At 54.3% G+C, this 22,552-nt stretch carries 22 protein-coding genes; 13 read left to right on the top strand and 9 right to left on the bottom strand.

Features of this window, described 5'->3' with window-relative positions; genetic code table 11:
• Positions 1-114: 114 nt before the first annotated feature.
• The 11 genes from HLUCCO03_RS11935 (at position 115) to HLUCCO03_RS11985 (ending at position 11,455) form a co-directional block, all read left to right on the top strand.
• Entirely contained in the window at positions 115-1,116 is a 1,002-nt protein-coding gene (locus HLUCCO03_RS11935; RefSeq protein WP_027833016.1) for a metalloregulator ArsR/SmtB family transcription factor, read from the top strand.
• Positions 1,117-1,265: 149 nt separating this feature from the next.
• On the top strand, positions 1,266-2,456 hold the full coding sequence (metK, locus tag HLUCCO03_RS11940) for a methionine adenosyltransferase (protein ID WP_027833017.1): 1,191 nt from the start codon (positions 1,266-1,268) through the stop codon (positions 2,454-2,456).
• Positions 2,457-2,939: 483 nt separating this feature from the next.
• Positions 2,940-4,334 (top strand): adenosylhomocysteinase, encoded by a 1,395-nt coding sequence (gene ahcY, locus HLUCCO03_RS11945; RefSeq protein ID WP_027833018.1) that lies wholly within the window; start codon positions 2,940-2,942, stop codon positions 4,332-4,334.
• A gap of 12 nt (positions 4,335-4,346) precedes the next feature.
• On the top strand, positions 4,347-5,216 hold the full coding sequence (metF, locus tag HLUCCO03_RS11950; protein ID WP_027833019.1) for a methylenetetrahydrofolate reductase [NAD(P)H]: 870 nt from the start codon (positions 4,347-4,349) through the stop codon (positions 5,214-5,216).
• A gap of 67 nt (positions 5,217-5,283) precedes the next feature.
• Entirely contained in the window at positions 5,284-6,033 is a 750-nt protein-coding gene (locus tag HLUCCO03_RS11955; RefSeq protein ID WP_027833020.1) for a transporter substrate-binding domain-containing protein, read from the top strand.
• 86 nt (positions 6,034-6,119) lie between these two features.
• Entirely contained in the window at positions 6,120-6,791 is a 672-nt protein-coding gene (locus HLUCCO03_RS11960; protein WP_027833021.1) for an amino acid ABC transporter permease, read from the top strand.
• 14 nt (positions 6,792-6,805) lie between these two features.
• Positions 6,806-7,582 (top strand): amino acid ABC transporter ATP-binding protein, encoded by a 777-nt coding sequence (locus HLUCCO03_RS11965; protein ID WP_036197680.1) that lies wholly within the window; start codon positions 6,806-6,808, stop codon positions 7,580-7,582.
• A 131-nt stretch (positions 7,583-7,713) separates the two neighbouring features.
• On the top strand, positions 7,714-9,285 hold the full coding sequence (locus tag HLUCCO03_RS11970; protein WP_027833023.1) for a class I SAM-dependent DNA methyltransferase: 1,572 nt from the start codon (positions 7,714-7,716) through the stop codon (positions 9,283-9,285).
• Positions 9,275-10,186 carry a restriction endonuclease subunit S gene (locus tag HLUCCO03_RS11975; protein WP_051603921.1) on the top strand — a complete coding sequence of 304 codons (912 nt, stop codon included), beginning with the start codon at positions 9,275-9,277 and terminating at the stop codon, positions 10,184-10,186. Before HLUCCO03_RS11970 ends, HLUCCO03_RS11975 begins: the two co-directional genes overlap by 11 nt.
• A 574-nt stretch (positions 10,187-10,760) precedes the next feature.
• Positions 10,761-11,063: a type I toxin-antitoxin system antitoxin YafN gene (gene yafN / locus HLUCCO03_RS11980; protein ID WP_027833024.1), complete on the top strand. Its 303-nt coding sequence runs from the start codon at positions 10,761-10,763 to the stop codon at positions 11,061-11,063.
• Complete coding sequence (locus HLUCCO03_RS11985; protein ID WP_027833025.1) at positions 11,057-11,455, top strand: type II toxin-antitoxin system YafO family toxin; 399 nt, start codon at positions 11,057-11,059, stop codon at positions 11,453-11,455. The genes yafN and HLUCCO03_RS11985 overlap by 7 nt, the downstream gene beginning before the upstream one ends.
• Before the next feature lie 22 nt (positions 11,456-11,477).
• Here HLUCCO03_RS11985 and HLUCCO03_RS11990 read toward each other — a convergent pair whose 3' ends face one another.
• Positions 11,478-12,323, bottom strand: a complete 846-nt coding sequence (locus HLUCCO03_RS11990) for a DUF3037 domain-containing protein (protein ID WP_036197682.1) — start codon at positions 12,321-12,323, stop codon at positions 11,478-11,480.
• Positions 12,320-13,030, bottom strand: coding sequence for a HipA family kinase (locus HLUCCO03_RS11995; RefSeq protein WP_051603924.1), 711 nt, complete (start codon positions 13,028-13,030; stop codon positions 12,320-12,322). The genes HLUCCO03_RS11990 and HLUCCO03_RS11995 overlap by 4 nt, the downstream gene beginning before the upstream one ends.
• 293 nt (positions 13,031-13,323) lie before the next feature.
• Between HLUCCO03_RS11995 and HLUCCO03_RS12000 the strand changes: the two genes are divergently transcribed.
• On the top strand, positions 13,324-13,875 hold the full coding sequence (locus HLUCCO03_RS12000) for a hypothetical protein (protein ID WP_027833028.1): 552 nt from the start codon (positions 13,324-13,326) through the stop codon (positions 13,873-13,875).
• A gap of 121 nt (positions 13,876-13,996) precedes the next feature.
• Here HLUCCO03_RS12000 and HLUCCO03_RS12005 read toward each other — a convergent pair whose 3' ends face one another.
• The 6 genes from HLUCCO03_RS12005 to HLUCCO03_RS12030 all read right to left on the bottom strand — a co-directional run bounded on the left by HLUCCO03_RS12005 (position 13,997) and on the right by HLUCCO03_RS12030 (position 18,581).
• Positions 13,997-14,311: an AzlD domain-containing protein gene (locus HLUCCO03_RS12005; RefSeq protein ID WP_027833029.1), complete on the bottom strand. Its 315-nt coding sequence runs from the start codon at positions 14,309-14,311 to the stop codon at positions 13,997-13,999.
• Positions 14,308-15,030, bottom strand: coding sequence for an AzlC family ABC transporter permease (locus HLUCCO03_RS12010; protein WP_367142358.1), 723 nt, complete (start codon positions 15,028-15,030; stop codon positions 14,308-14,310). Before HLUCCO03_RS12010 ends, HLUCCO03_RS12005 begins: the two co-directional genes overlap by 4 nt.
• Positions 15,031-15,045: 15 nt before the next feature.
• Positions 15,046-15,783, bottom strand: a complete 738-nt coding sequence (locus HLUCCO03_RS12015) for a 2OG-Fe dioxygenase family protein (protein ID WP_051603925.1) — start codon at positions 15,781-15,783, stop codon at positions 15,046-15,048.
• Between the two features lie 2 nt (positions 15,784-15,785).
• Positions 15,786-17,342 (bottom strand): radical SAM protein, encoded by a 1,557-nt coding sequence (locus tag HLUCCO03_RS12020; RefSeq protein WP_155939991.1) that lies wholly within the window; start codon positions 17,340-17,342, stop codon positions 15,786-15,788.
• 27 nt (positions 17,343-17,369) lie between these two features.
• Positions 17,370-17,537: a hypothetical protein gene (locus HLUCCO03_RS12025; RefSeq protein WP_197025691.1), complete on the bottom strand. Its 168-nt coding sequence runs from the start codon at positions 17,535-17,537 to the stop codon at positions 17,370-17,372.
• A 237-nt stretch (positions 17,538-17,774) separates the two neighbouring features.
• On the bottom strand, positions 17,775-18,581 hold the full coding sequence (locus tag HLUCCO03_RS12030; RefSeq protein ID WP_027833033.1) for an AraC family transcriptional regulator: 807 nt from the start codon (positions 18,579-18,581) through the stop codon (positions 17,775-17,777).
• A 245-nt stretch (positions 18,582-18,826) separates the two neighbouring features.
• Here HLUCCO03_RS12030 and HLUCCO03_RS12035 point away from each other — a divergent pair, with 245 nt between their 5' ends.
• Positions 18,827-22,066: a type I restriction endonuclease subunit R gene (locus HLUCCO03_RS12035; protein ID WP_027833034.1), complete on the top strand. Its 3,240-nt coding sequence runs from the start codon at positions 18,827-18,829 to the stop codon at positions 22,064-22,066.
• Here HLUCCO03_RS12035 and HLUCCO03_RS12040 read toward each other — a convergent pair.
• Positions 22,061-22,549 (bottom strand): DUF2505 domain-containing protein, encoded by a 489-nt coding sequence (locus tag HLUCCO03_RS12040; protein ID WP_027833035.1) that lies wholly within the window; start codon positions 22,547-22,549, stop codon positions 22,061-22,063. The genes HLUCCO03_RS12035 and HLUCCO03_RS12040 overlap by 6 nt on opposite strands.
• Positions 22,550-22,552 lie beyond the last annotated feature (3 nt).

Genomic DNA, 22,552 nt, shown 5'->3' on the forward strand with positions numbered 1-22,552 from the left:
GACAGGTTTTTATGGCGGTTATTTCGCCTGACTTTTCAAACAGATCCAACTCTATATCAATTTTTTTTGATATAGATATTGATTGCGCGACCGGAGATCCCTAAACTTCTCCCCATGACATCCATGACCACGCATACCAACGAGCTTCCCTCCGTGGACGCACTGGCACCGATCTTCAAGGCAAGCGGTGACCCTCTGCGCCTGGAGATATTGCGTGTGTTGCGCCGGGACACTTTCGGCGTACTGGAACTGAGCCAGCTTTTCGATATGCGCCAGTCCGGCATGAGCCATCACCTGAAAGTGATGCACAGGGCCGGGCTGCTGGAACCCCAGCGCGAGGGCAACGCCATCTTCTACCGGCGTCCCCTGAACCTGGAAAGCGACAAGCTCACGGACCAGACCATCCGGCAGGTGTTTGAAACCGTGGACCGCATTCCCCTGCCGGAACACCTGCAGGTGAAGATCGAGGCCATCCGCAACCAGCGCGCCGACCAGTCACAGGCGTTTTTCGCCCGCTACGCCGAGAAATTCCGCGAGCAGCAGGAGCTGATTGCAGCATTTGAACTCTATGCAGAGCCGGTGGCCGACCTGATCCGCAACCGCTCGATCCGCCACACCTGGAAAACCGCCCTGGAAATCGGGCCGGGGGAAGGCGCCTTCCTGCCGGTACTCGCGGATATCTGTGAGCACGTGGTGGCGCTGGACAACTCCCGCGACATGCTGGCCAAGGCCACACGCACCTGCATCGACGAACGCCTGAACAACGTCGACCTGATAGAAGGGGTCACCGACAACCTGCTGGCACGGGGTGACGACTTCGACCTGGTGGTGGCAAACATGGTTCTGCACCACGTACCCAGCCCTGCGGACATCTTCCTGGACGCGTCGGCCCTGATGAGCACCGGGGCCTGCCTGGTCATCAGCGACCTGTGCAGCCATGACCAGGACTGGGCCAAGGAAAACTGCGGCGACCTTTGGCTGGGCTTTGAACCGGAAGAACTGACCAACTGGGCAACGGAGGCCGGGCTGACCCCTGGCGAGTCCCTGTTTATCGGCCTGCGTAACGGGTTCCAGGTGCAGGTAAGAGAATTCTGGAAGAACCCCGAGCCCGCCTGAAGGCGGAAATCAAAACTGTATCAATTTTTTTTGATATAGAATTATGCACACTCGGAAAACTGATTTAGGATATCCACACAAACACAGCCGGCCGTAACAGAAGATCCACCGCTGGCGCGAATTTGCAACGCTCACAGAGGAGCAACCCTATGTCTGATTACAGCATCTTTACTTCCGAATCGGTCTCAGAAGGCCATCCTGACAAACTGGCAGACCAGATTTCCGATGCCGTACTCGATGCCATCCTCGTGGACGACCCCCATGCGCGGGTTGCCTGTGAAACCATGGTAAAAACCGGTGTTGCCATCGTTGGCGGTGAAATCACCACCAGCGCCTGGGTTGACCTGGAAGACCTGGTTCGTGGCGTGATCAAGGACATTGGCTACACCTCCTCTACCGTCGGCTACGACGGCGACACCTGCGGCATTATCAACATCATCGGCAAGCAATCCGTTGACATTGCCCAGGGCGTTGACCGCCAGAAGCCGGAGGACCAGGGCGCAGGCGACCAGGGCCTGATGTTCGGCTACGCCAGCAACGAAACCGACGTACTCATGCCGGCACCGATCACCTTTTCGCACCGCCTAGTCCAGCGCCAGGCCGAAGCCCGCAAGAGCGGCCTGCTGCCCTGGCTGCGCCCGGATGCGAAAAGCCAGGTCACCTGCCGCTACGAGAACGGCCAGGTTTCCGGCATCGACGCAGTGGTACTGTCTACCCAGCATGATGAAGACGTGTCCCAGGCGGACCTGAAAGAAGCGGTGATGGAACTGATTGTCAAACACGCCCTGCCGGCGGAACTGTTGCACAAGGACACCCAGTTCCACATCAACCCCACCGGCAAGTTCGTCATCGGCGGCCCGGTTGGCGACTGTGGCCTGACCGGCCGCAAGATCATTGTCGACACCTACGGCGGCATGGCCCGCCACGGCGGTGGTGCATTCTCCGGCAAGGACCCGTCCAAGGTTGATCGTTCAGCGGCCTACGCCGGCCGTTATGTGGCCAAAAACATCGTCGCTGCCGGCCTTGCCGACAAGTGCGAGATCCAGGTGTCCTACGCCATCGGCGTGGCGCAGCCGACGTCGATTTCTCTGAACACGTTCGGCACTGGCAAGATCAGCGACGACAAGATCATCCAGCTGGTCCGCGAGCATTTCGACCTGCGTCCGTACGCGATCACCAACATGCTGGACCTGCTGCACCCGATGTACCGGGCTACTGCGGCCTACGGCCACTTCGGCCGCGAGCCGGTTGAGATGACCGTTGGCGGTAAAACGTTTACCTCGTTCCCATGGGAGAAGACGGACCGGGCAGACCTTCTTAAGGATGCTGCTGGTATTTGATTTGGGCCTTGGCTTGGGCTTGGGCTTGGGTTAGCCCGCCACGATTGGGGGTGGCGGTGCTGAGATAACCCTTTCATGGACACGCTACAAGCACGTCCGTGTGCGCTTGGGGTCGGCCATCCTTGGCCTCCCACAGTCCATGAAAGGGTTACCTCACCACCGCTTCGCATTGTGGTGCGGGCTTTTCGAAACAAGCGAAATGGACCTTTTGTGTCTCCAGGCACTGATTTCGATGGAGACAATTTTTAAAGGCCAAATTAAGGGCCTTGGTCGTACAAGAGACGGCCATCACCAAAATTTTAACGAGGCGGTGGGGGGATTCTCTCCCCGGAATGTGGGAGGCCATGGATGGCCGACCCCAAGCGCACATGGATGTGCTCGTAGCGTTTCCGGGGAGAGAATCCCCCCACCGCCGACGCACCAAAATTCAGAGGCAAGGGACGATAACTCCCAGGCCGAAAGTTCAAAAAACGGGAGAACACCATGAGCACTCCGGCAGAAAAACTGAAAAACTTCGATGACTACAAAGTCCGTGATATTTCACTCGCTGACTGGGGCCGCAAGGAAATCAGCATTGCCGAAGGCGAAATGCCCGCGCTGATGAAGCTCCGCGATAAGTACAAGGGCGAGCAGCCCCTGAAAGGCGCCAACATCATGGGCTGTATCCACATGACGATACAGACCGCCGTGCTGATTGAAACACTCATCGAACTGGGCGCCAACGTGCGCTGGTCTTCGTGCAACATCTTCTCCACCCAGGACCAGGCCGCCGCTGCCATCGCTGCGCAGGGCATTCCCGTGTTCGCCTGGAAAGGCGAAACCGACGAGGAATACGATTGGTGTCTGGAACGCACCGTAGGTGCCGACGTGGACGGCTGGGAACCCAACATGATTCTGGATGACGGCGGCGACCTGACGGCGCTGCTCCATGAGAAGTATCCGGAAGTCCTGGCCAACTGCCACGGCGTAACCGAGGAAACCACCACCGGCGTGCATCGCCTGCAGGAAATGCTGCGGGACGGCAAGCTGAAGGTTCCGGCCATCAACGTGAACGATGCCGTCACCAAGGCCAAGAACGACAACAAGTATGGTTGTCGCCACAGCCTGAACGACGCCATCAAGCGTGGCACCGACCACCTGATGGCCGGCAAGAAAGCCCTGGTCATCGGTTACGGCGACGTGGGCAAGGGCTCTGCGGCTTCCCTGCGCCAGGAAGGCATGATCGTGAAGGTTACCGAAGCGGATCCGATCTGTGCCATGCAGGCCTGCATGGACGGTTTCGAGGTGGTGTCTCCCTATATCGACGGCGTGAACACCGGTACCGAAGCGGGCGTCGACAAGGCGCTGCTGCAGACCACCGACCTGCTGGTCACTACCACCGGCAACATGAATGTATGTGACGCCAACATGCTCAAGGCGCTCAAGAGTGGTGCCGTTGTGTGCAATATCGGCCACTTCGATAACGAAATCGACACCGCCTTCATGCGCAAGAACTGGGAATGGGACGAGGTCAAGCCGCAGGTGCACGTGGTGTACCGCGACAAGGCCACCAACGACCACCTGATCCTGCTCTCCGAAGGCCGCCTGGTGAATCTAGGTAACGCCACCGGCCACCCCTCACGGATCATGGACGGCTCCTTCGCCAACCAGGTGCTGGCGCAGATGTATCTTTTCGAGCGCAAGTTTGCAGACCTTCCGGAAGATGCGCGCGCCAAGGGTGTCTATGTTCAGGTGCTGCCGAAGGAGCTGGACGAGGAAGTCGCCCGCGCCATGGTGGAAGGTTTTGGTGGCGTGATCACCAAAATGACCCCGGAGCAGGCGAAATACATTGGTGTACCGGTCGAAGGCCCGTACAAACCTGAAACCTACAAGTACTGATCAGGTAGCAGAATGGAAACCCAGAAACAGTTCAAACGCCGCTTCAGCTTTGAGTTTTTCCCGCCCAAGACCGACAAGGGCTGGGAGAAGTTGCAGGGCGTGCGGAATCAGCTGGCGGAGGTTGATCCGGATTTTTTCTCGGTCACCTTCGGTGCCGGCGGCTCCACCCGGGACCGCACCGTGCAGACGGTGCTGGACCTGCACAAACGGGGTGTATCCACTGCGCCGCACCTGTCCTGCGTGGGAGCCACCCGCGACGGCATTGCGGAACTGCTGGATATTTATCGTGAAAACGGGGTCAATCGGATCGTTGCCCTGCGGGGGGACATGCCTTCAGGTATGGGGGCCGCCGGTGAGCTGCGCTATGCCAATGAGTTGGTGAGCTTCATCCGCGAGCACAGCGGCGATACCTTCAACCTTGAAGTGGCGGCCTACCCGGAGTTTCATCCGCAAGCCCGCACTGCCGAAGACGATCTGAAGAACTTCGCCCGCAAGGTGGAAGCCGGCGCCAACAGCGCCATCACCCAGTACTTCTTCAATGCGGACAGCTACTTCTACTTTATTGACCGGCTGGAAAAGATGGGCGTTACCATTCCGGTGGTGCCGGGCATCATGCCCATCGTCAACTTCTCCAACCTGACCCGCTTCTCGGATATGTGCGGCGCGGAAATCCCCCGCTGGATCCGCAAACAGCTGGAAGCCTACGGCGATGACAGCGACAGTATCCGGAAATTTGGCGAGGAAGTGGTCTCTGAAATGTGCGAACGGCTACTGGCATCTGGTGCCCCGGGGCTGCATTTCTACACCCTCAACCAGGCAGAGCCCAGCCTGCGGATCTGGCACAATCTCGGGCTGGACAACCGGGACAAGATTTCGTTTTGATGAAATTATGCCGTGATGGTCTATAGTCAGAGACGTTGCAAGTATAAATCACAGTATAGGAGACTGTATGAAAACCTCATGGTTTAAAACACTTGGTACCGCTCTCGTTGTATCTGTCGCCAGTACCGGCCTCCAGGCCGAAACTCTCAAGGCAGTCACCGATCCCAGTTTCGTTCCGTTTGAAATGCAGAATGACGAAGGGGAAATGGTTGGTTTTGACATGGATATCCTGGCAGAGGTCGCCGAGCGTGCCGGCTTCGAGTACGACCTCAAGACCATGGATTTCAACGGCATCATCCCCGCCCTACAGAGTGGCAACGTCGACCTGGCCATTGCGGGCATCACCATCACCGAGAAGCGCGAGGAAGTCGTCGATTTCTCCGACCCCTACTACGATTCTGGTCTGCGCATCCTGGTGAGCAAGGATAATGACGACATCAAGGAATTCGACGACCTCGAGGGCAAGAAGGTCGGCACCAAGACCGGTAGCACCAGCTACGACTACCTGAAAAAGAATCTGGAAGAGAATGATGACGTCACGCCGTATCCGGGCAGCTCAGACATGTACATGGCGCTGATGTCCGGCAGTGTGGACGCGGTGTTCTACGATGCCCCCAACGTCGGCTATTTCGCCAGCACCAAGGGTGAAGGCAGGGTGAAAACCGTTGGTGACCTGTACGAGGGCCAACAGTACGGTATCGCACTCAAGGAGGGCAGCGAATGGGTAGAAAAAGTCAACGAAGCCCTCAAGGAGATGAAGGACGACGGCACCTACGACGAAATCCACGAGGAGTGGTTCGGCGAAAAGGCTGATTAAGCCGTCACTACCCGAACCAACGACGCCAGCCAGCGGTCAAGACGCTCGCTGGCGTTTTTCTGTCCTTCTTAAACGGAGATTCCACCGTGGAGTTTGAATTCGAGTTTGACTGGGAAGCGATGTTCAAGTCGATTCCCCACCTGCTGGAAGGGCTTCCCTACACACTAATGATCTCCTTCGGCGGCCTCGCCATCGGGTTTGTCCTGGGCATTATCTTTGGACTCCTCAGCATCAACAAAAACCGCCTTCTGAGCTGGCCGGCCACCGCCTATATCGAGATTTTCCGCGGCACCCCCATACTGGTACAGGTACTGTTTATCTTCTACGGCCTGCCGGACATCATCGGCACCTCCGTAAACCCCCTGGTGGCCGGCATCGCGGCAATCGCGCTCAACTCAGGCGCCTATATTTCGGAAGTGGTCCGGGGTGGCGTCCAGTCCATCGACCGCGGCCAGACCGAGGCAGGCCTGTCCCTTGGCCTCTCCCGCAGGCAGACCTTCTGGAGCATTGTCTGGCCCCAGGCGTTCCGGCGCATGATTCCACCGCTGGGTAACCAGGCCATTGTCAGCATCAAGGACACCTCCCTGTTCTCCGTCATCGGGGTGGGTGAACTGGTACGGCAGGGCCAGGTCTACATTGCCAACACCTTCACCGCCTTCGAAGTCTACTTTGCCATTGCGGTGCTTTACCTGATGATAACCCTGTCCCTGTCGCTGCTGCTTCGCGTTATTGAGCGGCGCGGGCTGGTTTCGGTCTGAGGAGAGCAAGGCTCATGTCAAAAACCCCAGAAAACCCAATATCGGAAACCCCGATTGTGCGCATGGCCGGGCTGAACAAATACTTCGGCGACCTCCATGTGCTGAAAGAAGTCGATCTCACGGTGACCCAGGGCGAAGTAGTGGTCATTATCGGCGCCAGCGGCTCGGGGAAATCCACCCTCATTCGCTGCATCAATGGCCTGGAGCCGTTTCAGGGTGGCACCCTGGAAGTGGACGGCCAACCTATGGCCACCAACGGCACTGACCAGCAGACTCTGTTTACCATCCGCAAGGAAGTGGGAATGGTATTCCAGCAGTTCAACCTGTTCCCACACCTGACGGTGAAAAAGAACATCATGCTGGCCCCCATGAAGGTCAAACAAGAACCGGAAGTGATCGCCAACGCTACCGCCGAACGGCTGCTTAACCGCGTGGGTATCGGTAATCAGGCGGACAAATACCCCAGCCAGCTGTCCGGTGGCCAGCAGCAGCGGGTGGCCATCGCCCGTTCCCTGGCCATGGAACCGCGGCTGATGTTGTTCGACGAACCCACCTCCGCCCTGGACCCGGAAATGATCGGCGAAGTGCTGGACGTCATGCGGGAACTGGCCAAGGAAGGCATGACCATGATGGTGGTCACCCACGAAATGGGCTTCGCCCGGGAAGTGGCCGACCGGGTGATCTACATCCACGAAGGCAAGATTGTCGAGGAAGGCAAGCCGGCGGATGTGTTCGACAACCCGCAGAACGAACGCACCCAGGCGTTCCTGAGCCGGGTGTTGGCGCACTGAGTAAAACGCAGCCCCCGAAACCGGGGGCTTTTTCTTGAATGCCTTCCGCCAAACCGCAACAATGCCCTCCAAACCGATCAACCAACCGGCGGCCCGCAGTGTCACCGCCGGCACAGGATGCAGTATTCTCCATGGCCAAAGCCCCAAGTAAAAAAACCACCAAAAGCTTCGAACAAACCCTCTGGGATACCGCCGACAAACTGCGCGGCACGGTGGAATCCTCCGAGTACAAGCACGTAGTACTCAGCCTGATCTTCCTGAAATTTGTCAGCGACAAATTCGAGGAGCGCAAACAGGCGCTGATTGATGAAGGCCAGGGCAGCTACGTGGACATGGTGGAGTTCTACGCCATGAAAAACGTGTTCTACCTGCCGCCGGAAGCGCGCTGGAATTTTATCCAGAAGAACGCCAAGCAGGACGACATCGCCCTGAAGATCGATACGGCGCTGTCCACCATCGAGAAAACCAACAAATCCCTGCGCGGTGCCCTGCCGGACAACTATTTCTCCCGCCTGGGCATCGACGCCAGCAAACTGGCGGCGCTGATTGATTCCATCGACAACATCGACACGGTGGAAGACCGGGAGCAGGACGTCGTCGGCCGGGTGTACGAATACTTCCTCGGCAAGTTCGCCGCCACCGAAGGCAAGGGCGGCGGCGAGTTCTACACTCCCAAGTGCATCGTCAACCTGCTGGCCGAAATGATCGAGCCGTTCCAGGGCAAGATCTACGATCCGTGTTGTGGTTCCGGCGGCATGTTCGTGCAGTCCATCAAGTTCGTGGAAAGCCACCAGGGCAACCAGAAAGACATCTCCATCTACGGCCAGGAGTACACCGCCACCACCTACAAACTGGCCAAGATGAACCTCGCCATTCGTGGCATTGCCGGCAACCTGGGGGATGTGCCCGCAGACAGCTTCTTCAAGGACCAGCACCCGGACCTGAAGGCGGACTTCATCATGGCCAACCCGCCCTTCAACATGGACCAGTGGCGCGCAAGCGACGAACTCACCGACGACCCCCGCTGGGCCGGCTATGAGGTACCGCCCACCGGCAACGCCAACTACGCCTGGATTCTGCACATGATTGCCAAACTGTCCGAACACGGCACCGCCGGGTTCGTGATGGCCAACGGCTCCATGTCCACCAACACCAAGGGCGAAGGCGCCATCCGCCAGAAGATCATCGAGAACGACCTGGTGGACTGCATGATCGCCCTGCCCGGCCAGTTGTTCTACACCACCCAGATACCCGTGTGCCTGTGGTTCCTCACCAAAAACAAAAAGGCCCAGACTATCCCCGGCCACAGCGACAGCAACCACCGCAACCGGGAAGGCGAAACCCTGTTCATCGACGCCCGCAACATGGGCAGCATGATCAGCCGCGTGCACAAGGAACTCACCCCAGACGATGTTGCCCACGTCGCCCGCACCTACCACGCCTGGCGCGGCGAGGCGAAGGATGGCGACTACGAGGACGTGCCGGGCTTCTGCAAAGCCGTCACCCTCGACGACATCAAGGCCAATGATTATGTGCTCACCCCCGGCCGCTACGTGGGCGCTGCGGAGATTGAGGATGACGGCGTGCCGTTTGAGGTGAAGATGGCGGAGCTGAGCCAGATGCTGTATCGGCAGATGGCTGAGGGGGAGAAGTTGGATAAGGTGATCCGGGGGAATTTGGAGGAGTTGGGTTATGGGCAGTGAGTGGCCAACTTCATCACTGGGGAAAACCTGTTACATCACTGATGGTGCACACGCAAAAGTTGAGCGACAAAAACGAGGTGTCCTCTACCTGACCTCGAAGAATTTCGGCCAAGGACAAATTAAGCTCGATAACGCTGATTACATCTCCCAGGAGGATTTTAATCGACTCTTCACTGATACCAAAAAATCCCAGCGGAGATTGCGCAATGGTGATGTTCTAACCGGAATAATCGGAACATTCGGGAATGCTTACCGCTATAGGCATGATGATTATTTTGGAATCTCCAGCTCCGTTGCCATCCTGCGACCAAATCCAGATATTCTAGATTCAGATTTTCTCTACTACGTAATCACCAGCGAAACTTTCAAGCGAACGGTCGCAGCCTACAAGGGGGGATCCGTTCAAGGATATACCAACATTGCGACGTTGAAGACTCTCCCTATACCTCTGCCAGACTTGACTTCGCAAAGACAAATCGCCGCACTCCTTAGCGGACTGGACGAAAAAATCTCCCTGAACCACCAAATCAACACCACCCTCGAATCCATGGCCCAGGCCCTGTTCAAAAGCTGGTTCGTGGACTTCGACCCGGTGATCGACAACGCCCTGGCCGCCGGCAACCCCATCCCCGAGGAACTCAAAGCCCGCGCCGACGCCAGAACCGCCCTCGGCGACCAGCGCAAGCCCCTGCCCGACCACATCCGCCAGCAGTTCCCGGACCGGTTTGTGCTGACGGAGGAAATGGGGTGGGTGCCGGAGGGGTGGGAAGTAAATCCCATCGGCTCTTTAATCGAACTCGCCTATGGGAAATCTTTACCAGCAACCAAGCGTAAGGAAGGAAATGTGCCTGTTTATGGTTCCGGCGGTTTATCGGGATACCACAACACCCATCTAGTCTAGGGGCCGAGTGTTATTGTCGGGAGAAAAGGCACGGTCGGCTCGCTGTATTGGGTGGAAGAGGATTGCTTCCCCATTGATACCGTATTCTATGTTGTTAACAAGTCACATCTTCCACTTCACTGGGTATATCAGGCTTTTCAGCTAGTAGACATTAAATCTATGGGCGCGGATTCTGCTGTTCCCGGAGTCAATAGGAATGTCGTTTACGCGAGAAAATTAACCGTTCCACCGAAAGGAGCCGTAGACCAGTTTGCTGTGCATATCGATGTCATCTTCGCCCGGTGTAAATCATTACGAGATGAAAGTCGTGCGCTCATGGACTTGCGAGACACCCTCCTCCCCAAACTCCTCTCCGGCGAACTGCGGATTCCAGAGGCGGAGCAGGAAGTCGCGGAAGCACTCTAAAATAGAGCACATTTCACGCCGGTGAAACCGAACCGAAAAACGCAGCTCGGCCCGCTAATCGTATTTTGACAAATCCCAAATTCGGCATTATTGTGTCTATTAATGAACACAATATTTTGTGCATTTATTTGATTAAAATTGCCTTAATTATTTTGAGAGAGGGTTCGTCATGGAAACTCGCGCCATCCTGGCGGAGAAATCCGTAAGCATCTCTGCGTTACGCAACAATCCTGCGCAGTATTTTGGCGATCAACCGGTTGCCGTTCTGAACCACAACAAGCCTGCGGGCTACATGATTGGCGCTGAACTCTTCGAAGAAATGATGAAGCTGATTGGCGACAAGGAAGCAGCCCGTGCGTTTCGTGGCCGTTTCCGGCCATCCGGGGCCGAGCTGGCTGAGTACTGCAAGCGCGGCGCCAAAGCCCTGGAAGAGGCCAAGCCTGAGGATCTGGAGGAATTCACCCGGTGGTAGCGGTATTCACGTCCAAAATCATCGAGGATTCGATGCCGGAAGGACAACTAAAGGATCTGGTGGAAGACTTCAGGGAATACAAGTCGACAGGACGCCGCCCCGAAAATTTTGGACGTGATGTAGCCTACGACAGTGATGTAACGCTCAAGATCGTTCGGGAAGAGGAAGTTCAGCACATTCACCTGAAGGACGCTGAATCGAATTGGCCTGTCAGGGCAATGCAATTCCAGATGACCAGCGACTGCCACTTGCTCTATTGTCCGGGAGCAATGAACGACGATCACTATCTGCTGATCGCTATCCTGGAGCCCGACGCTCATCGACTCGCTCGGGATAACAACGTCATGCATCGCGTTGGAGAGATGGCTGAGAGATTCCGGAACGTGTATTAACTGCCCGTTGCGAGCTGGATAGTTAGTGAGCGGCAAAGTCGAGGATTCTGCCTTCGTCAGTGTGGAGAGTTACCTCAATACCGTCGCCCGCCAGGTTAGTAACGGTCTCCTCGAAAGCCTCCCGTCGAATATCACGAGCTTGGCCGGGTTCCGGGCCTTTCACCGGGAATAACACCGGGCCTTTAAGCAGGTGCCGCTTACGCAACTGGTCGACTTTCAGCTTCCACCGGTCGCCGTGTTCAATGATTGCAGTAGAATCGGTCTGTCCCAAGAACAACGGCTTGATAACCTTGATGGCGTCACCATCCTTTTGTTCAACAAATGGGAAGGTAACACCATAAAGCTGATCTTCGATTCGGCGTTTTGTAAAACGCCGAGCCAGATCTCGCTGTTCGAGGAGTTTCTTTACACCCTTCTCAAGAATGGTTTCCTGATACTCCCTGGTGACGAAGTTCCTGCCAACGTAAAATTTATAGAGTTCAGCTAAGGCATGCTCCGGATTCTCCGCCAGAACTACCCGCTGCTCGCTGAACCGCACAATGGTCTCACGGGGTCGGATCAGCTCCTGAAACAGGCCTTTATGGAATCCATATTCCCGGTCGTTGTCACCAAACTCGCTGATCTGCTCCTTCAGCATCGCCTGCACTCTGTGCAGCTCAACCTCCAGATTCGCCATGGTTTTCAGATATAGCCCTCTGTCCAGCTCCTCAAAAAACTGGGTGATACGGGCATGTTTTTTCCGAAGAAGTTTAAAGCCCAGGTAGCGAGTTTTCGGCGCCCACAGTAAAATACCGACGTTGGCGAACTCGCCCGTCTCGATATAAGGCATAAACCGCACGATGGCGTATTGGCAAGCTAGCCTGGTCATTTCCAGTTCCAAAAGTTTTCACTACGAAAACGCTGTAAGTGTTTCAGGAATGAATCCGGATCAAAATCCAGCTTCATCGTCATTTCCGGATCTCTGTAAAACCACTCTTCGGGGATGGCCTGGACGATATTATCCCACTCCGTCAAGGCCTGTTCCATCCTTTCAGTATAGTGCTGCCGCTCGATCAAGTCATCGAATACGACCGGCGCACTGTCCTTGAAGGCATGGTACCGAAGGAAATCGTCAGCATCGAATTCTGGGTCAAATGACTGATTGTGATCAATAACCACGAGGCGCTGCGCATCCGGCTCCCAAAAGAGATTCGGATTACCACTGTTCTCAGTCAGCATGCGATCCACATTCAAAATCCACCAATCAAATACAAGGACTGCTGTTCGCAGCTCAACGGGTACTTCACTCACCTGCGAAAACGCCAGTTCCGTCACTATCTGCTCTTGCGACCCAAACGCAGGGCCTGAGCCGAGATCGGCAGCATCATTTGCCGTCATTAACTCGGCTAACTCATCGGAGACAGACACAATTCTGAAGGGCGCCAGCGGAATGCCAAAGATCAGTGCAAGATTGCCCGCGATCCATTCCTTGATCTGGCTGTCCCGGCCCGCGCCAAAGCCTTTGACGAAATAGACATTGCCATCATCCCCTCTGCAGATAAAAGGCCGCGTCATTCCATGCTCTGAGCGACGCATAACCTCGACTATCTCGACTTCAGGCAGCTGGACGCTCGACACAGGTGTGAAATTCCCTTTTTACTTGGTGGTGACCACAATACATGGAATCAAAGGACTCATTGATACAATTCAACCGTATCCCATATTCTCTTCTTGAGAAAGTGCGAATAGCTCTGTGAGTGCATTTCATCACTCATTGTAAAGCGGTGGCCCGTGACTCATAACCACATGAAAAATGATAACTATCTTATTTCATCGCAAATCGAAGCTGGTCGCCAAACGGTGTCAACAGAGCTGGAAACCAGAAATCCATGATCCGCCTCCACTGCACTCAAAAGCTCTTGGCAAAACTGCCCCTGGATCCTTCCGATCGACTTAAGAGAAAAGCAATACTCCCGTATGCCGCCAACGATGAGGCCGAGAGCCTTCTTAGTGGCTGGCACGCCAACCTGGTCACCATTCAGCGCCGCAACTGTGTGTTGTTTGTTCATGACACCACTCGTTTCCCGGTGCTGGCGACTTGCCTGACAAAACCGGATTTCGCGCAGCTGGACTGGTGGTTCCAGGATGCTCTGATGAACATCCTGCTCAAGTCCGGTGCCGATAGCGCGCACATGGATGCCGCGGCAAACGCGCTCTCGCACCTGGTTTGCGACTCGCAATGCGACCGATCAGTGCAGGCCACCATGAATCAGATGAAGCAGGATCTGGAGCATCAGATCTGGTATGACAATCTCTCGATCAACGATCTGGCTCCGCACAGCACCGGTGCCTGGTTGGCGGAGCGGCCCTGCACGGTAAAGGGCGTGAAAGGCTGTGTCTGGCCAAAGCGGGCGATGCTGGGATTGTTGGAACAATGCTAAACCACAGATTCTCCTTCCTGACATTCTCAATGCGAGGTATCAACCGGATTATGGCGCAAATCAGCGAGGCCATACGCCCGAGGCTCTGCCGATTTAACTCAAGCAGGGCTCGTCGTCGGGCTCAAAATGGCATGAAATAAACAAGCGAGTAATAACTGACAGCAGCAATCAATGCTGAGATCAGCAGCCCCATTGACGTCAGCAAGGCAACAGTGGCCACGATGGCTAAAGAAATCGTCGCTGCGAGAGGCTCCTGGGCCAATTCGCTGTAGAAAATATAGACAACAAAATTGATGAAGACCGCTGACGGAACCGCCTGCTCCACATAAACCTTCCAGGATGGGGCAAGCTCAAACCGTAGTAACACCGGTAAAACCCTGACTATTAAACTGGTTGCAAACAGCGCGAGAATAGCCAGGGTTGCAGCGTTATTCATAGCCTGGCCCTGGCGAGCAGGATTGACGTCACGATGATGCCAGGCACCCAAAAGTAGACCGGTCCCAGCGAATATATCAGCACCAAAGCAACAGCCAGACAGAGGACTACTGCTCCCACCCGGGATGCGGAAAACCGGTCATCGACAAATATCCGCAACCTGAGCTGGCTTACCGAAAGAAATACCAGCACTGCGCTGGCCGAAAACCCCAGATTGACATTATCCCCAAGCCAGGGAAGATGAAGGGATTGCCCCAACGCCGCCCCTAGCAACGCTGACAGAACCCATGTGATAAAAATGATGCTCCGGATCAAGAAAACAGTCTGAGGGCCGTCCTTTGGACTTTCGGTTGCATAGGCTTCATCCCCTAACATGTGAGCCGTAAGGTATCGGCTCACTTTTCTATGCGGTAGTCTGCCAGAGGAGACGTAAGCAATCGGAAAATAACGGCTGTTTATAGAAGCAGTGACGAAGAGCATGGTTAAAAACCCCGAGCCGGACTGGGAGAGCGGCAACACCGCAAACTGCCCGCTTCCTGAGAAGCCAAGTACGCTTACAAGTAGCACGTCCAGAATGCTCCAGTCAGCTTGGTTCGCTATAAAACCAAACAGCATGCTGACTGGAGCCACTGCTAACGCTGGCGGCACGACTCGGGATAGAACACGGGGCTCCCCCAGTGTTCCTTTTGCCCCCTCACAGCTAACGCTCACGCATTCCACCCGGCCTACAATCGCTCAGCATAGCTCCAAGCCTCTTGCTCGTTTCTCATGAGCAGGTCCGTACGCCCGATTTTCCCATTTATTGATTTCGACAACCCAGATATCGCGATAACCGGTGCTCCCCTCTTCAGGCTCAATATTTGTTGCGTAATGAACGTACTGCTCATCATCAATAATGATCGCTTCGTTCTCCTTTAGCTCATGCCTGAAAACCACTTTACCTGTGTTGGGATTAATTACTTGAGTCTCACCCCCTACAACGTTCTCTCTGGCGGCAACAGCAATCACGCTAAATTGATGGCCATCTCTATGGGGGCCCTCGGGCACCGTAACCCCACGATACTCCTCATTGGCAATGACCCGGATCTGATTAACATTCAGGTGGAAGATTTGCCCCGTATCCACGGGTAACTCCTGCATAATGCAAGACATCAGTGGCGAAGGATCTATCGTTAACTGCTCTCTGTATCTCAGAACGCCACCTGCTTCTTTCAGCTTTATATATTCGGGAGATTGAATGTAACGCCTCTTCGGAAGCAATCCGAATATCCACTCACCTTCCTCGAAGTATCCAAAATACTGTGACAATCTTATTTTTCTCAGTCGCCCCATGCTGTGACAGTCTCTGGGAAGCTCGTCAAAAGAGGCTATGATTTCATGAGACAGTGCAGGGGTTTTTACAACACAAAAACCATTATTCACGTACTGGTCATTTGCAAATTTCAAATCAGGCTTGGTTAACGACATGTTCATGATTAGGCCTCCGCTGCCCTTTCTTCAAGATCAAAAGTCGCAATCTCGTGTGGCTTCAATGACTCGATGTGTTTCTTGGTGATACCCCTATAAAACTCACAGGCAGCAGGTTCAACTACATCAACCGCGTCGTACTTTTTCTCCAGAGGCCCTAAGCAAAGCCCGCCACAGAATCCTTCAATTTCACAGCCTTTACAAAACTCGGGGTTGTTACGCCGCAACCGTGCGTGGCTGAGATACTCCTCCGAATCCAGAATTCGCTCCTCATCGGATATATTTCCCAGCAGAGTGGAGCCCGCCTTACATGAAAATACGGACCCGTTTGGCTCAATGCTAAATTGCGCACCTTTCGCTGAGCAGTTTTTAAACCCTCGGTCAGCAACTACGTCAAACCCCAGCATCACCTGGAAGATCTGGTGCCAGTACCCTGTCAGAACGACGCCCCGAGATCGTCCGTACTCAACTACCCGCCAAAGGCGGTCTACAATATTTTGCGTACCAAACTCGGAATAAAATGTGGGGTCAAAGTCTACAACGACTCCTATTTCACGTGCCCCAACGTCAACAGCCAGATCCACAATTGATTCATTGAAGTCATTCCATGTGTCTGAGGTCAAAGCCGAATTGATCGCTACACGGTTGTTGTACTTTCTCAACATTCTGAACCCGTCCATTACAACAGGAGTGCTGTCATCTCCGTTTTTGAGAGGACGGTTCGGACTCGTTGGAGAATCAAAACTCACACAAACAGCAACATTATATTTTGAGAACGTTTCCGAAACTTCTTTTGTTATTAGAGAACCATTAGTAACCGTGGAATAATTTATTATTATGTCGTGATTTTCGCCATTGCCAAAGTGCTCAAGAACCGCCTTCACTGTTCGCCAGTTCAACAGCGGCTCGCCGCCAAAGAATTGGACCATCACCTCTCTGACGCCAGCAGACTTTGCAACGGCCAATGAAGATTCCACATAGGAAACGCCATCTCCCGGCTTCATTGCTCGATTTTTAGGATCATACTGATGCTCCAAGCGCTCCTTGGACGCGTAGATGGAGTCTTCGATATTTACTTTTATGCCTTCTCTGGCAATTATTCTGGATTCGTCTACCCGATTAAAATCATCCTCTGCAGAAAGCTCTTTCCCCTGAACACCTTCAAAACAATAGGTACAACCAAAATTGCAAGCATTAGCGAGTATTAGCTGAATAACGTTGATCTTCTTTTCAACGGCGGGCCAGACGTCTTCTTTACTTTCAGTCTCGCTCCCATTCTTCACAATCAACCGTCGCGCAATGAGTTGCTGTATCAACTCCTCAGAGCGGTCACTTGCTTCTATATCCATGAAGTCATTTGATAAATATTTCGGAGCTGAGAAACTTTCCAGTAATTTTTTACTGTTGCCATCCAAAAAGCATAGTCCACCAAGCTGCCTGTGGTATGCAGCATAGCGATCACCTACCTTGTTTAAAATGACATCCTTTGAAAGCGCATAGCGACTATTAGCCATATCAATACCTAACCAATTTCCAGCTTTTAAATAACGAGGTAACGCATTCACATACGCTACCTCGAGTACCAATGGTGATTACTTGGTCAGTTTGGTTTTCAACTTGGTTGAGCCGAGTGAAGCTCCAACTGTACCGCCGACTGTTCCACCTACGGTTCCTCCAACAGTACCGCCAACCGTGCCACCCACTGTTCCTCCAACAGTGCCGCCGACAGTTCCACCGATCGTTGAAATATTCTGGTTCATAGTCACTTTCCTTTTCTTTATGGATTTGCACTAAGCACAGAACTATCTCCGTGCTCTTATTTGCGCTCTTTTTGAGCACAAATCCTTGTGCCAGGCCCAACATAATCAATGTTAAAAAGTTCAAGGCATCCGGCTATTCAGTTGCCAGCATAGAACTGAGTGCGGGCCATAATCTTGAAAGATCGTGCAGAAAAGGGGTTTTGAAATGAGGAGAGGATCACAGAATTCTGCGTTGGTTCAGCGAAGCATTCTGAGCCACCGAGCCGGGGTTATGCCGTAGGCCCGCGTGAAGTGATTGGTAAAATGGCTCTGATCACTAAAACCAACCGTAACGGCAACTTCTGCAAGCGATGAACCGCACTGCATCAGTTCACGAGCTTTATCCAGCCGGCGCATGGTTAAGTAGCGGTAGGGGCTTGTACCAAAAAGGCTGCGGAAGTCCCTGGCGAGCCCCCAGCGATCCCGGCCAGTAACAGCCTCGAGTTCATCCATTGTGATTGCTGCGTTCAATGAGTCATGCATAAATTCTCTAGCCCGCTGAGCAGCGGCAATATTCAGCTTCTTGCGTTTCATGGGATTACCTGCGGCTGCAGCCAATGCTTGCGCCAGATCGAATATGCAGTCCGCTTCCTCCAGGTAATCCAAGGGTTGATCCAAATTCTGCAGAAGCGCACTGGAGGCGGCCATCAAGCGTGGATCCTGAGAAAGCCCACCTGGAATATAAGGCAAGGGCCTTCCGCCCAACACCTCTTGAAGCAAGGCGGGTTCGACGTACATTATTCGGTATCTGAAGCCTTCATCAGTTCCCGCCTCTCCGTCGTGGAGTTCGTCGGGATAAATGGCAATCGTTCCGCCGGGAAGACTATTTCGCAAACTTCCCCGATAGCGGAAGTTGTGAACTCCCGAAAGTGTATGGCCGATTGCATAGGTGTCGTGGCGATGGGGGGTGTAACCGGTGCCCACAAAATAGGCTTCGAGGCGATCCAGAGAAGCCGCCTTTTCCCCGCGTCTCACCCAGTCACCCCTTCGGATCTGTGATGACATTTATTACTTCCCTGTCTGAAACTGCGCTTTTTACGTGGGCCTTGTACCAGTATGCCGATGGGAGCATTCCTAGCTTCCAGGAGGCTTCGCCTTATCCTATACACAAACAGTTGAGAGGCCAAATTACCCGATCTCACAATGTGATACCGTCGAGCAGGCAAAAAATGACTACAATCCGGTAACATGCTAATAAATCCTACGGATAAGCCACCCCGGGACGCCAGATCGCGCAGTAAGGATAGGGAATGCCCAAGTTCACCGAGGACAAACTGGAACAGGCTATCATCACCCTGCTAGGTGAGCAGGGGTTTCCGTATACACCCGGCCCTTCCCTTTCCCGATCCCCCAGCGATGTTCTGATCCGTGACGACCTGCGTTCTTTTCTGGCCTGCCGATACGCCTCCGACGGCATCACCGACCATGAAATCACCACGATCATCCACCGGCTGGACACGCTTTCTGCTGCTGACCTTTATTCCTCCAATAAAACCATTCACAAATGGGTGGCCGACGGCTTTTTGCTGAAACGGGAAGATCACACGCAAAAAGACCTCTACATTCAGTTGCTGGACTACGCAGGGCTGCCTGAACAGCGCCAGCCAGAGCCTGGAGATGTGGACACGTTCGTCGCGGACGATGGTGAGGGCTACCATACCGGCGGCAATATCTATCGGGTGGTCAACCAATTGGAGATTGAAGGGCTGGAGAAGCGCATTCCCGATGCCATTCTCTACATCAACGGTCTGCCGCTGGTGGTGTTCGAGTTCAAGAGCGCAACCCGTGAGAACGCCACCATCCACGATGCCTGGAAGCAGCTCACCGTTCGTTACGCTCGTGATATTCCGGAACTGATGAAGTACAACGCGCTGTGTGTGATCAGCGATGGTGTTAACTCTCGCCTTGGCTCACTGTTCGCGCCCTACGAGTACTTTTATACCTGGCGCAAGGTGACCGGTAACGAATCCATCGAGCAGGATGGCATCAATGCGCTGCACACGATGATTCAGGGGTTGTTCGACCACAACCGGCTGCGCGACGTCATCCGGCATTTCATCTACTTCCCGGACAAATCCCACCGGGAAGAGAAAATCGTTTGCCGGTACCCGCAGTTCTATGCCGCCGGCAAGCTGTTCCAGAACATTCTGGAGCACCGTAAGCCGGAGGGTGACGGCAAAGGCGGCACCTATTTCGGGGCCACCGGCTGCGGCAAGAGCTTTACCATGCTGTTTCTCACCCGCCTACTGATGAAAAGCGTGGATTTTGAAAGCCCCACCATTGTGCTGATCACGGACAGAACCGATCTGGACGACCAGCTCTCGGGCCAGTTCACCAACGCCAAGGAATACATCGGTGACCAGACGGTGATCAGTGTGGAAAGCCGCAGTCATTTGCGGGAACTGCTGAAGGGGCGCACCAGTGGCGGGGTTTTTCTGACCACGATTCACAAGTTCACGGAAGACACCGAACTGCTCACAGATCGCTACAACGTGATCTGCATTTCCGATGAGGCCCACCGCAGCCAGATCAACCTGGACCAGAAGATCCGGGTAACGGAGAACGGTGTCAGGCGTACCTTCGGCTTTGCCAAATACCTGCACGATTCATTGCCAAACGCCACCTATGTCGGCTTCACCGGCACCCCCGTTGACGCCACCCTGGATGTCTTTGGCGAGGTGGTGGACAGCTACACCATGACCGAATCGGTGAAGGACGAAATCACCGTACCCATTGTGTATGAAGGCCGGGCCGCCCGGGTGATTCTCGACAATGAAAAATTGCAGGAAATCGAGGCCTACTACGACCAGTGTGCGGAAGACGGCGCCAGCGACTACCAGATCGAAGAAAGCAAGAAAGCCAGCGCCAACATGAGTGTGATTCTGGGTGATCCGGACCGTTTGCGAGCTCTGGCGAAAGACTTTGTGCACCACTATGAGCGACGGGTGAACGAAGGGGCAACCGTTAAAGGCAAGGCGATGTTCGTGTGCAGCAAGCGAGAGATCGCCTACAACTTCTGGCAGGAACTGATTGCGCTTCGGCCCCAGTGGAATGAGGTGATGATGTGTGAACCCGGGGCCAACCTTTCTGAAAAGAACCGCAAAGAGATCAAGCCCATGGAGCGGGTCAAACTGATCATGACCCGGGGCAAGGATGATCCCAAAGCACTCTGGGACATGCTCGGCACAGCGGACTATCGCAAGGAGTTGGACCGCCAGTTCAAGAGCGCCAAGTCCAATTTCAAGATCGCCATTGTGGTGGATATGTGGCTCACCGGTTTTGATGTGCCTTTCCTGGATACCCTCTACATCGACAAGCCCATTCAGCGCCACAACCTGATCCAGACCATTTCCCGGGTCAACCGCAAATTCGAGGGAAAACGCAAAGGCCTGGTGGTGGACTACATCGGCATCAAGAAGCAGATGAACCTTGCCCTGGCCCACTACAACAAGGCCGACCAGCAGAACATCGAAGAAATCGAACAATCGATCACTGTGGTGAAAGACCACCTGGACCTGCTTGGCAAACTGTTTCACAAGTTTGATGCCCGCCCGTATTACGAGGGTAGCCCGGTGCAACAGCTGAACTGCCTGAACCAGGCCGCCGAGTTCGCCCAACTTACCGACAAGATCGAAAAACGCTTTATGGCTTTGGTGAAACGCCTGAAAGCGGCCTATGACATTTGCAGTGGCTCAGAGCGTGTAACCCAGGCCGAGCGGGACCGTATTCATTTCTATCTGGCCGTTCGCTCCATTGTGTTCAAACTGACCCGAGGCCATGCACCTGACACCGCCCAGATGAACGCGAAGGTGCGGGAGATGATGACGGAGGCCCTGAAAGCCGATGGCGTGGAGGAGATTTTCAGGCTCGGCGAGGATGGTGCCGAGGCGCGGAACATTTTTGACGATGACTATCTGGCCAAGATCGAGAAGATCAAGCTGCCCAACACCAAAATCAAACTGTTGCAGCAATTGCTGGCGAAGGCCATCGAGGATTTCAAGCGGGTCAATAAAGCTCGCGGTGTCGACTTCTCGAAGCAGCTTCAGGCGCTGGTAGAGAAATACAACGAACGAAAAGAAGCAGACGTGCTGAGGGGAGAGGTTGTAGAGGATTTCACCGACGAGATTATCGAGCGCTACATGGGCATGATTCAGGCCCTGAAACATGAAGTTGGCTCCTTTAAGGAGCTGGGGATCGACCTGGAAGTCAAAGCCTTTTACGACATCCTCAAGGGCCTGGCAGCCAAATATGACTTCACCTACCCCGAAGAGAAGCTTCTCCCCCTTTCTGAAGCGGTGAAGGCTGTGGTGGACGATAAGATTAAATATACGGACTGGAACCAACGAGAAGACATCAAGGCCGAACTGAAGGTGGACCTCATACTGTTGCTAGGGAAGCATGGCTATCCTCCCATTGACCGGGATGAGGTCTACAGGGAAATCTTTGAACAGGCAGAAAACTTCAAGAAATACCATCCCTCCACCTCATAACAACTGGCGGGTGATCCTGTACTCTTTCTCGATCTTGGTATGGGAATCATCCGCCAGAAACCGCGCAATTTTCTTGCCCAGTAAAGGCACTTCGCACAGGACGTTCAGGGTAACGTAATTGATGCACGCCTGGTCTGTGCCCTGAAGGCGCATGTTACCCTTGATCTTCGCCGGTACCCCTTCGATCCGCACCCGGAATTCACAGTGCCATTCGCCGTCGTCCTTGCGGAACCAGTGTTCTTCCTGGCGCACCCGATTCCACTCCTTGTGAAAGCTGGAAAGAATGCCCGGTACGTCGGTGGACGCCATCATCTCCCGCTCCACCACCACCTTGGCGGACTGTTCGTCACGGGTCAGTTCCGGTACCCGCACGTTGCGGGAACCCAGCCGCTCGTTCTTCGCCTGGATATGGCCTTCATCGAAAAAAGCCCCCAGCACCTGCTCCAGGCCGGCATTGTAAGGATGCTCAATTTCCACTTGCATCAG

It is taken from the genome of Marinobacter sp. HL-58 (assembly GCF_001314605.1).
Lineage (GTDB): Bacteria > Pseudomonadota > Gammaproteobacteria > Pseudomonadales > Oleiphilaceae > Marinobacter.

Bases quoted from the DNA above. Each gene is read 5' to 3' on its own strand.
- HLUCCO03_RS11935 (WP_027833016.1), top strand. From the start codon at position 115: ATGACATCCATGACCACGCATACCAACGAGCTTCCCTCCGTGGACGCA.
- metK (WP_027833017.1), top strand. From the start codon at position 1,266: ATGTCTGATTACAGCATCTTTACTTCCGAATCGGTCTCAGAAGGCCAT.
- ahcY (WP_027833018.1), top strand. From the start codon at position 2,940: ATGAGCACTCCGGCAGAAAAACTGAAAAACTTCGATGACTACAAAGTC.
- metF (WP_027833019.1), top strand. From the start codon at position 4,347: ATGGAAACCCAGAAACAGTTCAAACGCCGCTTCAGCTTTGAGTTTTTC.
- HLUCCO03_RS11955 (WP_027833020.1), top strand. From the start codon at position 5,284: ATGAAAACCTCATGGTTTAAAACACTTGGTACCGCTCTCGTTGTATCT.
- HLUCCO03_RS11965 (WP_036197680.1), top strand. From the start codon at position 6,806: ATGTCAAAAACCCCAGAAAACCCAATATCGGAAACCCCGATTGTGCGC.
- HLUCCO03_RS11970 (WP_027833023.1), top strand. From the start codon at position 7,714: ATGGCCAAAGCCCCAAGTAAAAAAACCACCAAAAGCTTCGAACAAACC.
- HLUCCO03_RS11975 (WP_051603921.1), top strand. From the start codon at position 9,275: ATGGGCAGTGAGTGGCCAACTTCATCACTGGGGAAAACCTGTTACATC.
- yafN (WP_027833024.1), top strand. From the start codon at position 10,761: ATGGAAACTCGCGCCATCCTGGCGGAGAAATCCGTAAGCATCTCTGCG.
- HLUCCO03_RS11990 (WP_036197682.1), bottom strand. From the start codon at position 12,323: ATGACCAGGCTAGCTTGCCAATACGCCATCGTGCGGTTTATGCCTTAT.
- HLUCCO03_RS11995 (WP_051603924.1), bottom strand. From the start codon at position 13,030: ATGCGTCGCTCAGAGCATGGAATGACGCGGCCTTTTATCTGCAGAGGG.
- HLUCCO03_RS12000 (WP_027833028.1), top strand. From the start codon at position 13,324: ATGATCCGCCTCCACTGCACTCAAAAGCTCTTGGCAAAACTGCCCCTG.
- HLUCCO03_RS12005 (WP_027833029.1), bottom strand. From the start codon at position 14,311: ATGAATAACGCTGCAACCCTGGCTATTCTCGCGCTGTTTGCAACCAGT.
- HLUCCO03_RS12015 (WP_051603925.1), bottom strand. From the start codon at position 15,783: ATGAACATGTCGTTAACCAAGCCTGATTTGAAATTTGCAAATGACCAG.
- HLUCCO03_RS12025 (WP_197025691.1), bottom strand. From the start codon at position 17,537: ATGAACCAGAATATTTCAACGATCGGTGGAACTGTCGGCGGCACTGTT.
- HLUCCO03_RS12030 (WP_027833033.1), bottom strand. From the start codon at position 18,581: ATGTCATCACAGATCCGAAGGGGTGACTGGGTGAGACGCGGGGAAAAG.
- HLUCCO03_RS12035 (WP_027833034.1), top strand. From the start codon at position 18,827: ATGCCCAAGTTCACCGAGGACAAACTGGAACAGGCTATCATCACCCTG.
- HLUCCO03_RS12040 (WP_027833035.1), bottom strand. From the start codon at position 22,549: ATGCAAGTGGAAATTGAGCATCCTTACAATGCCGGCCTGGAGCAGGTG.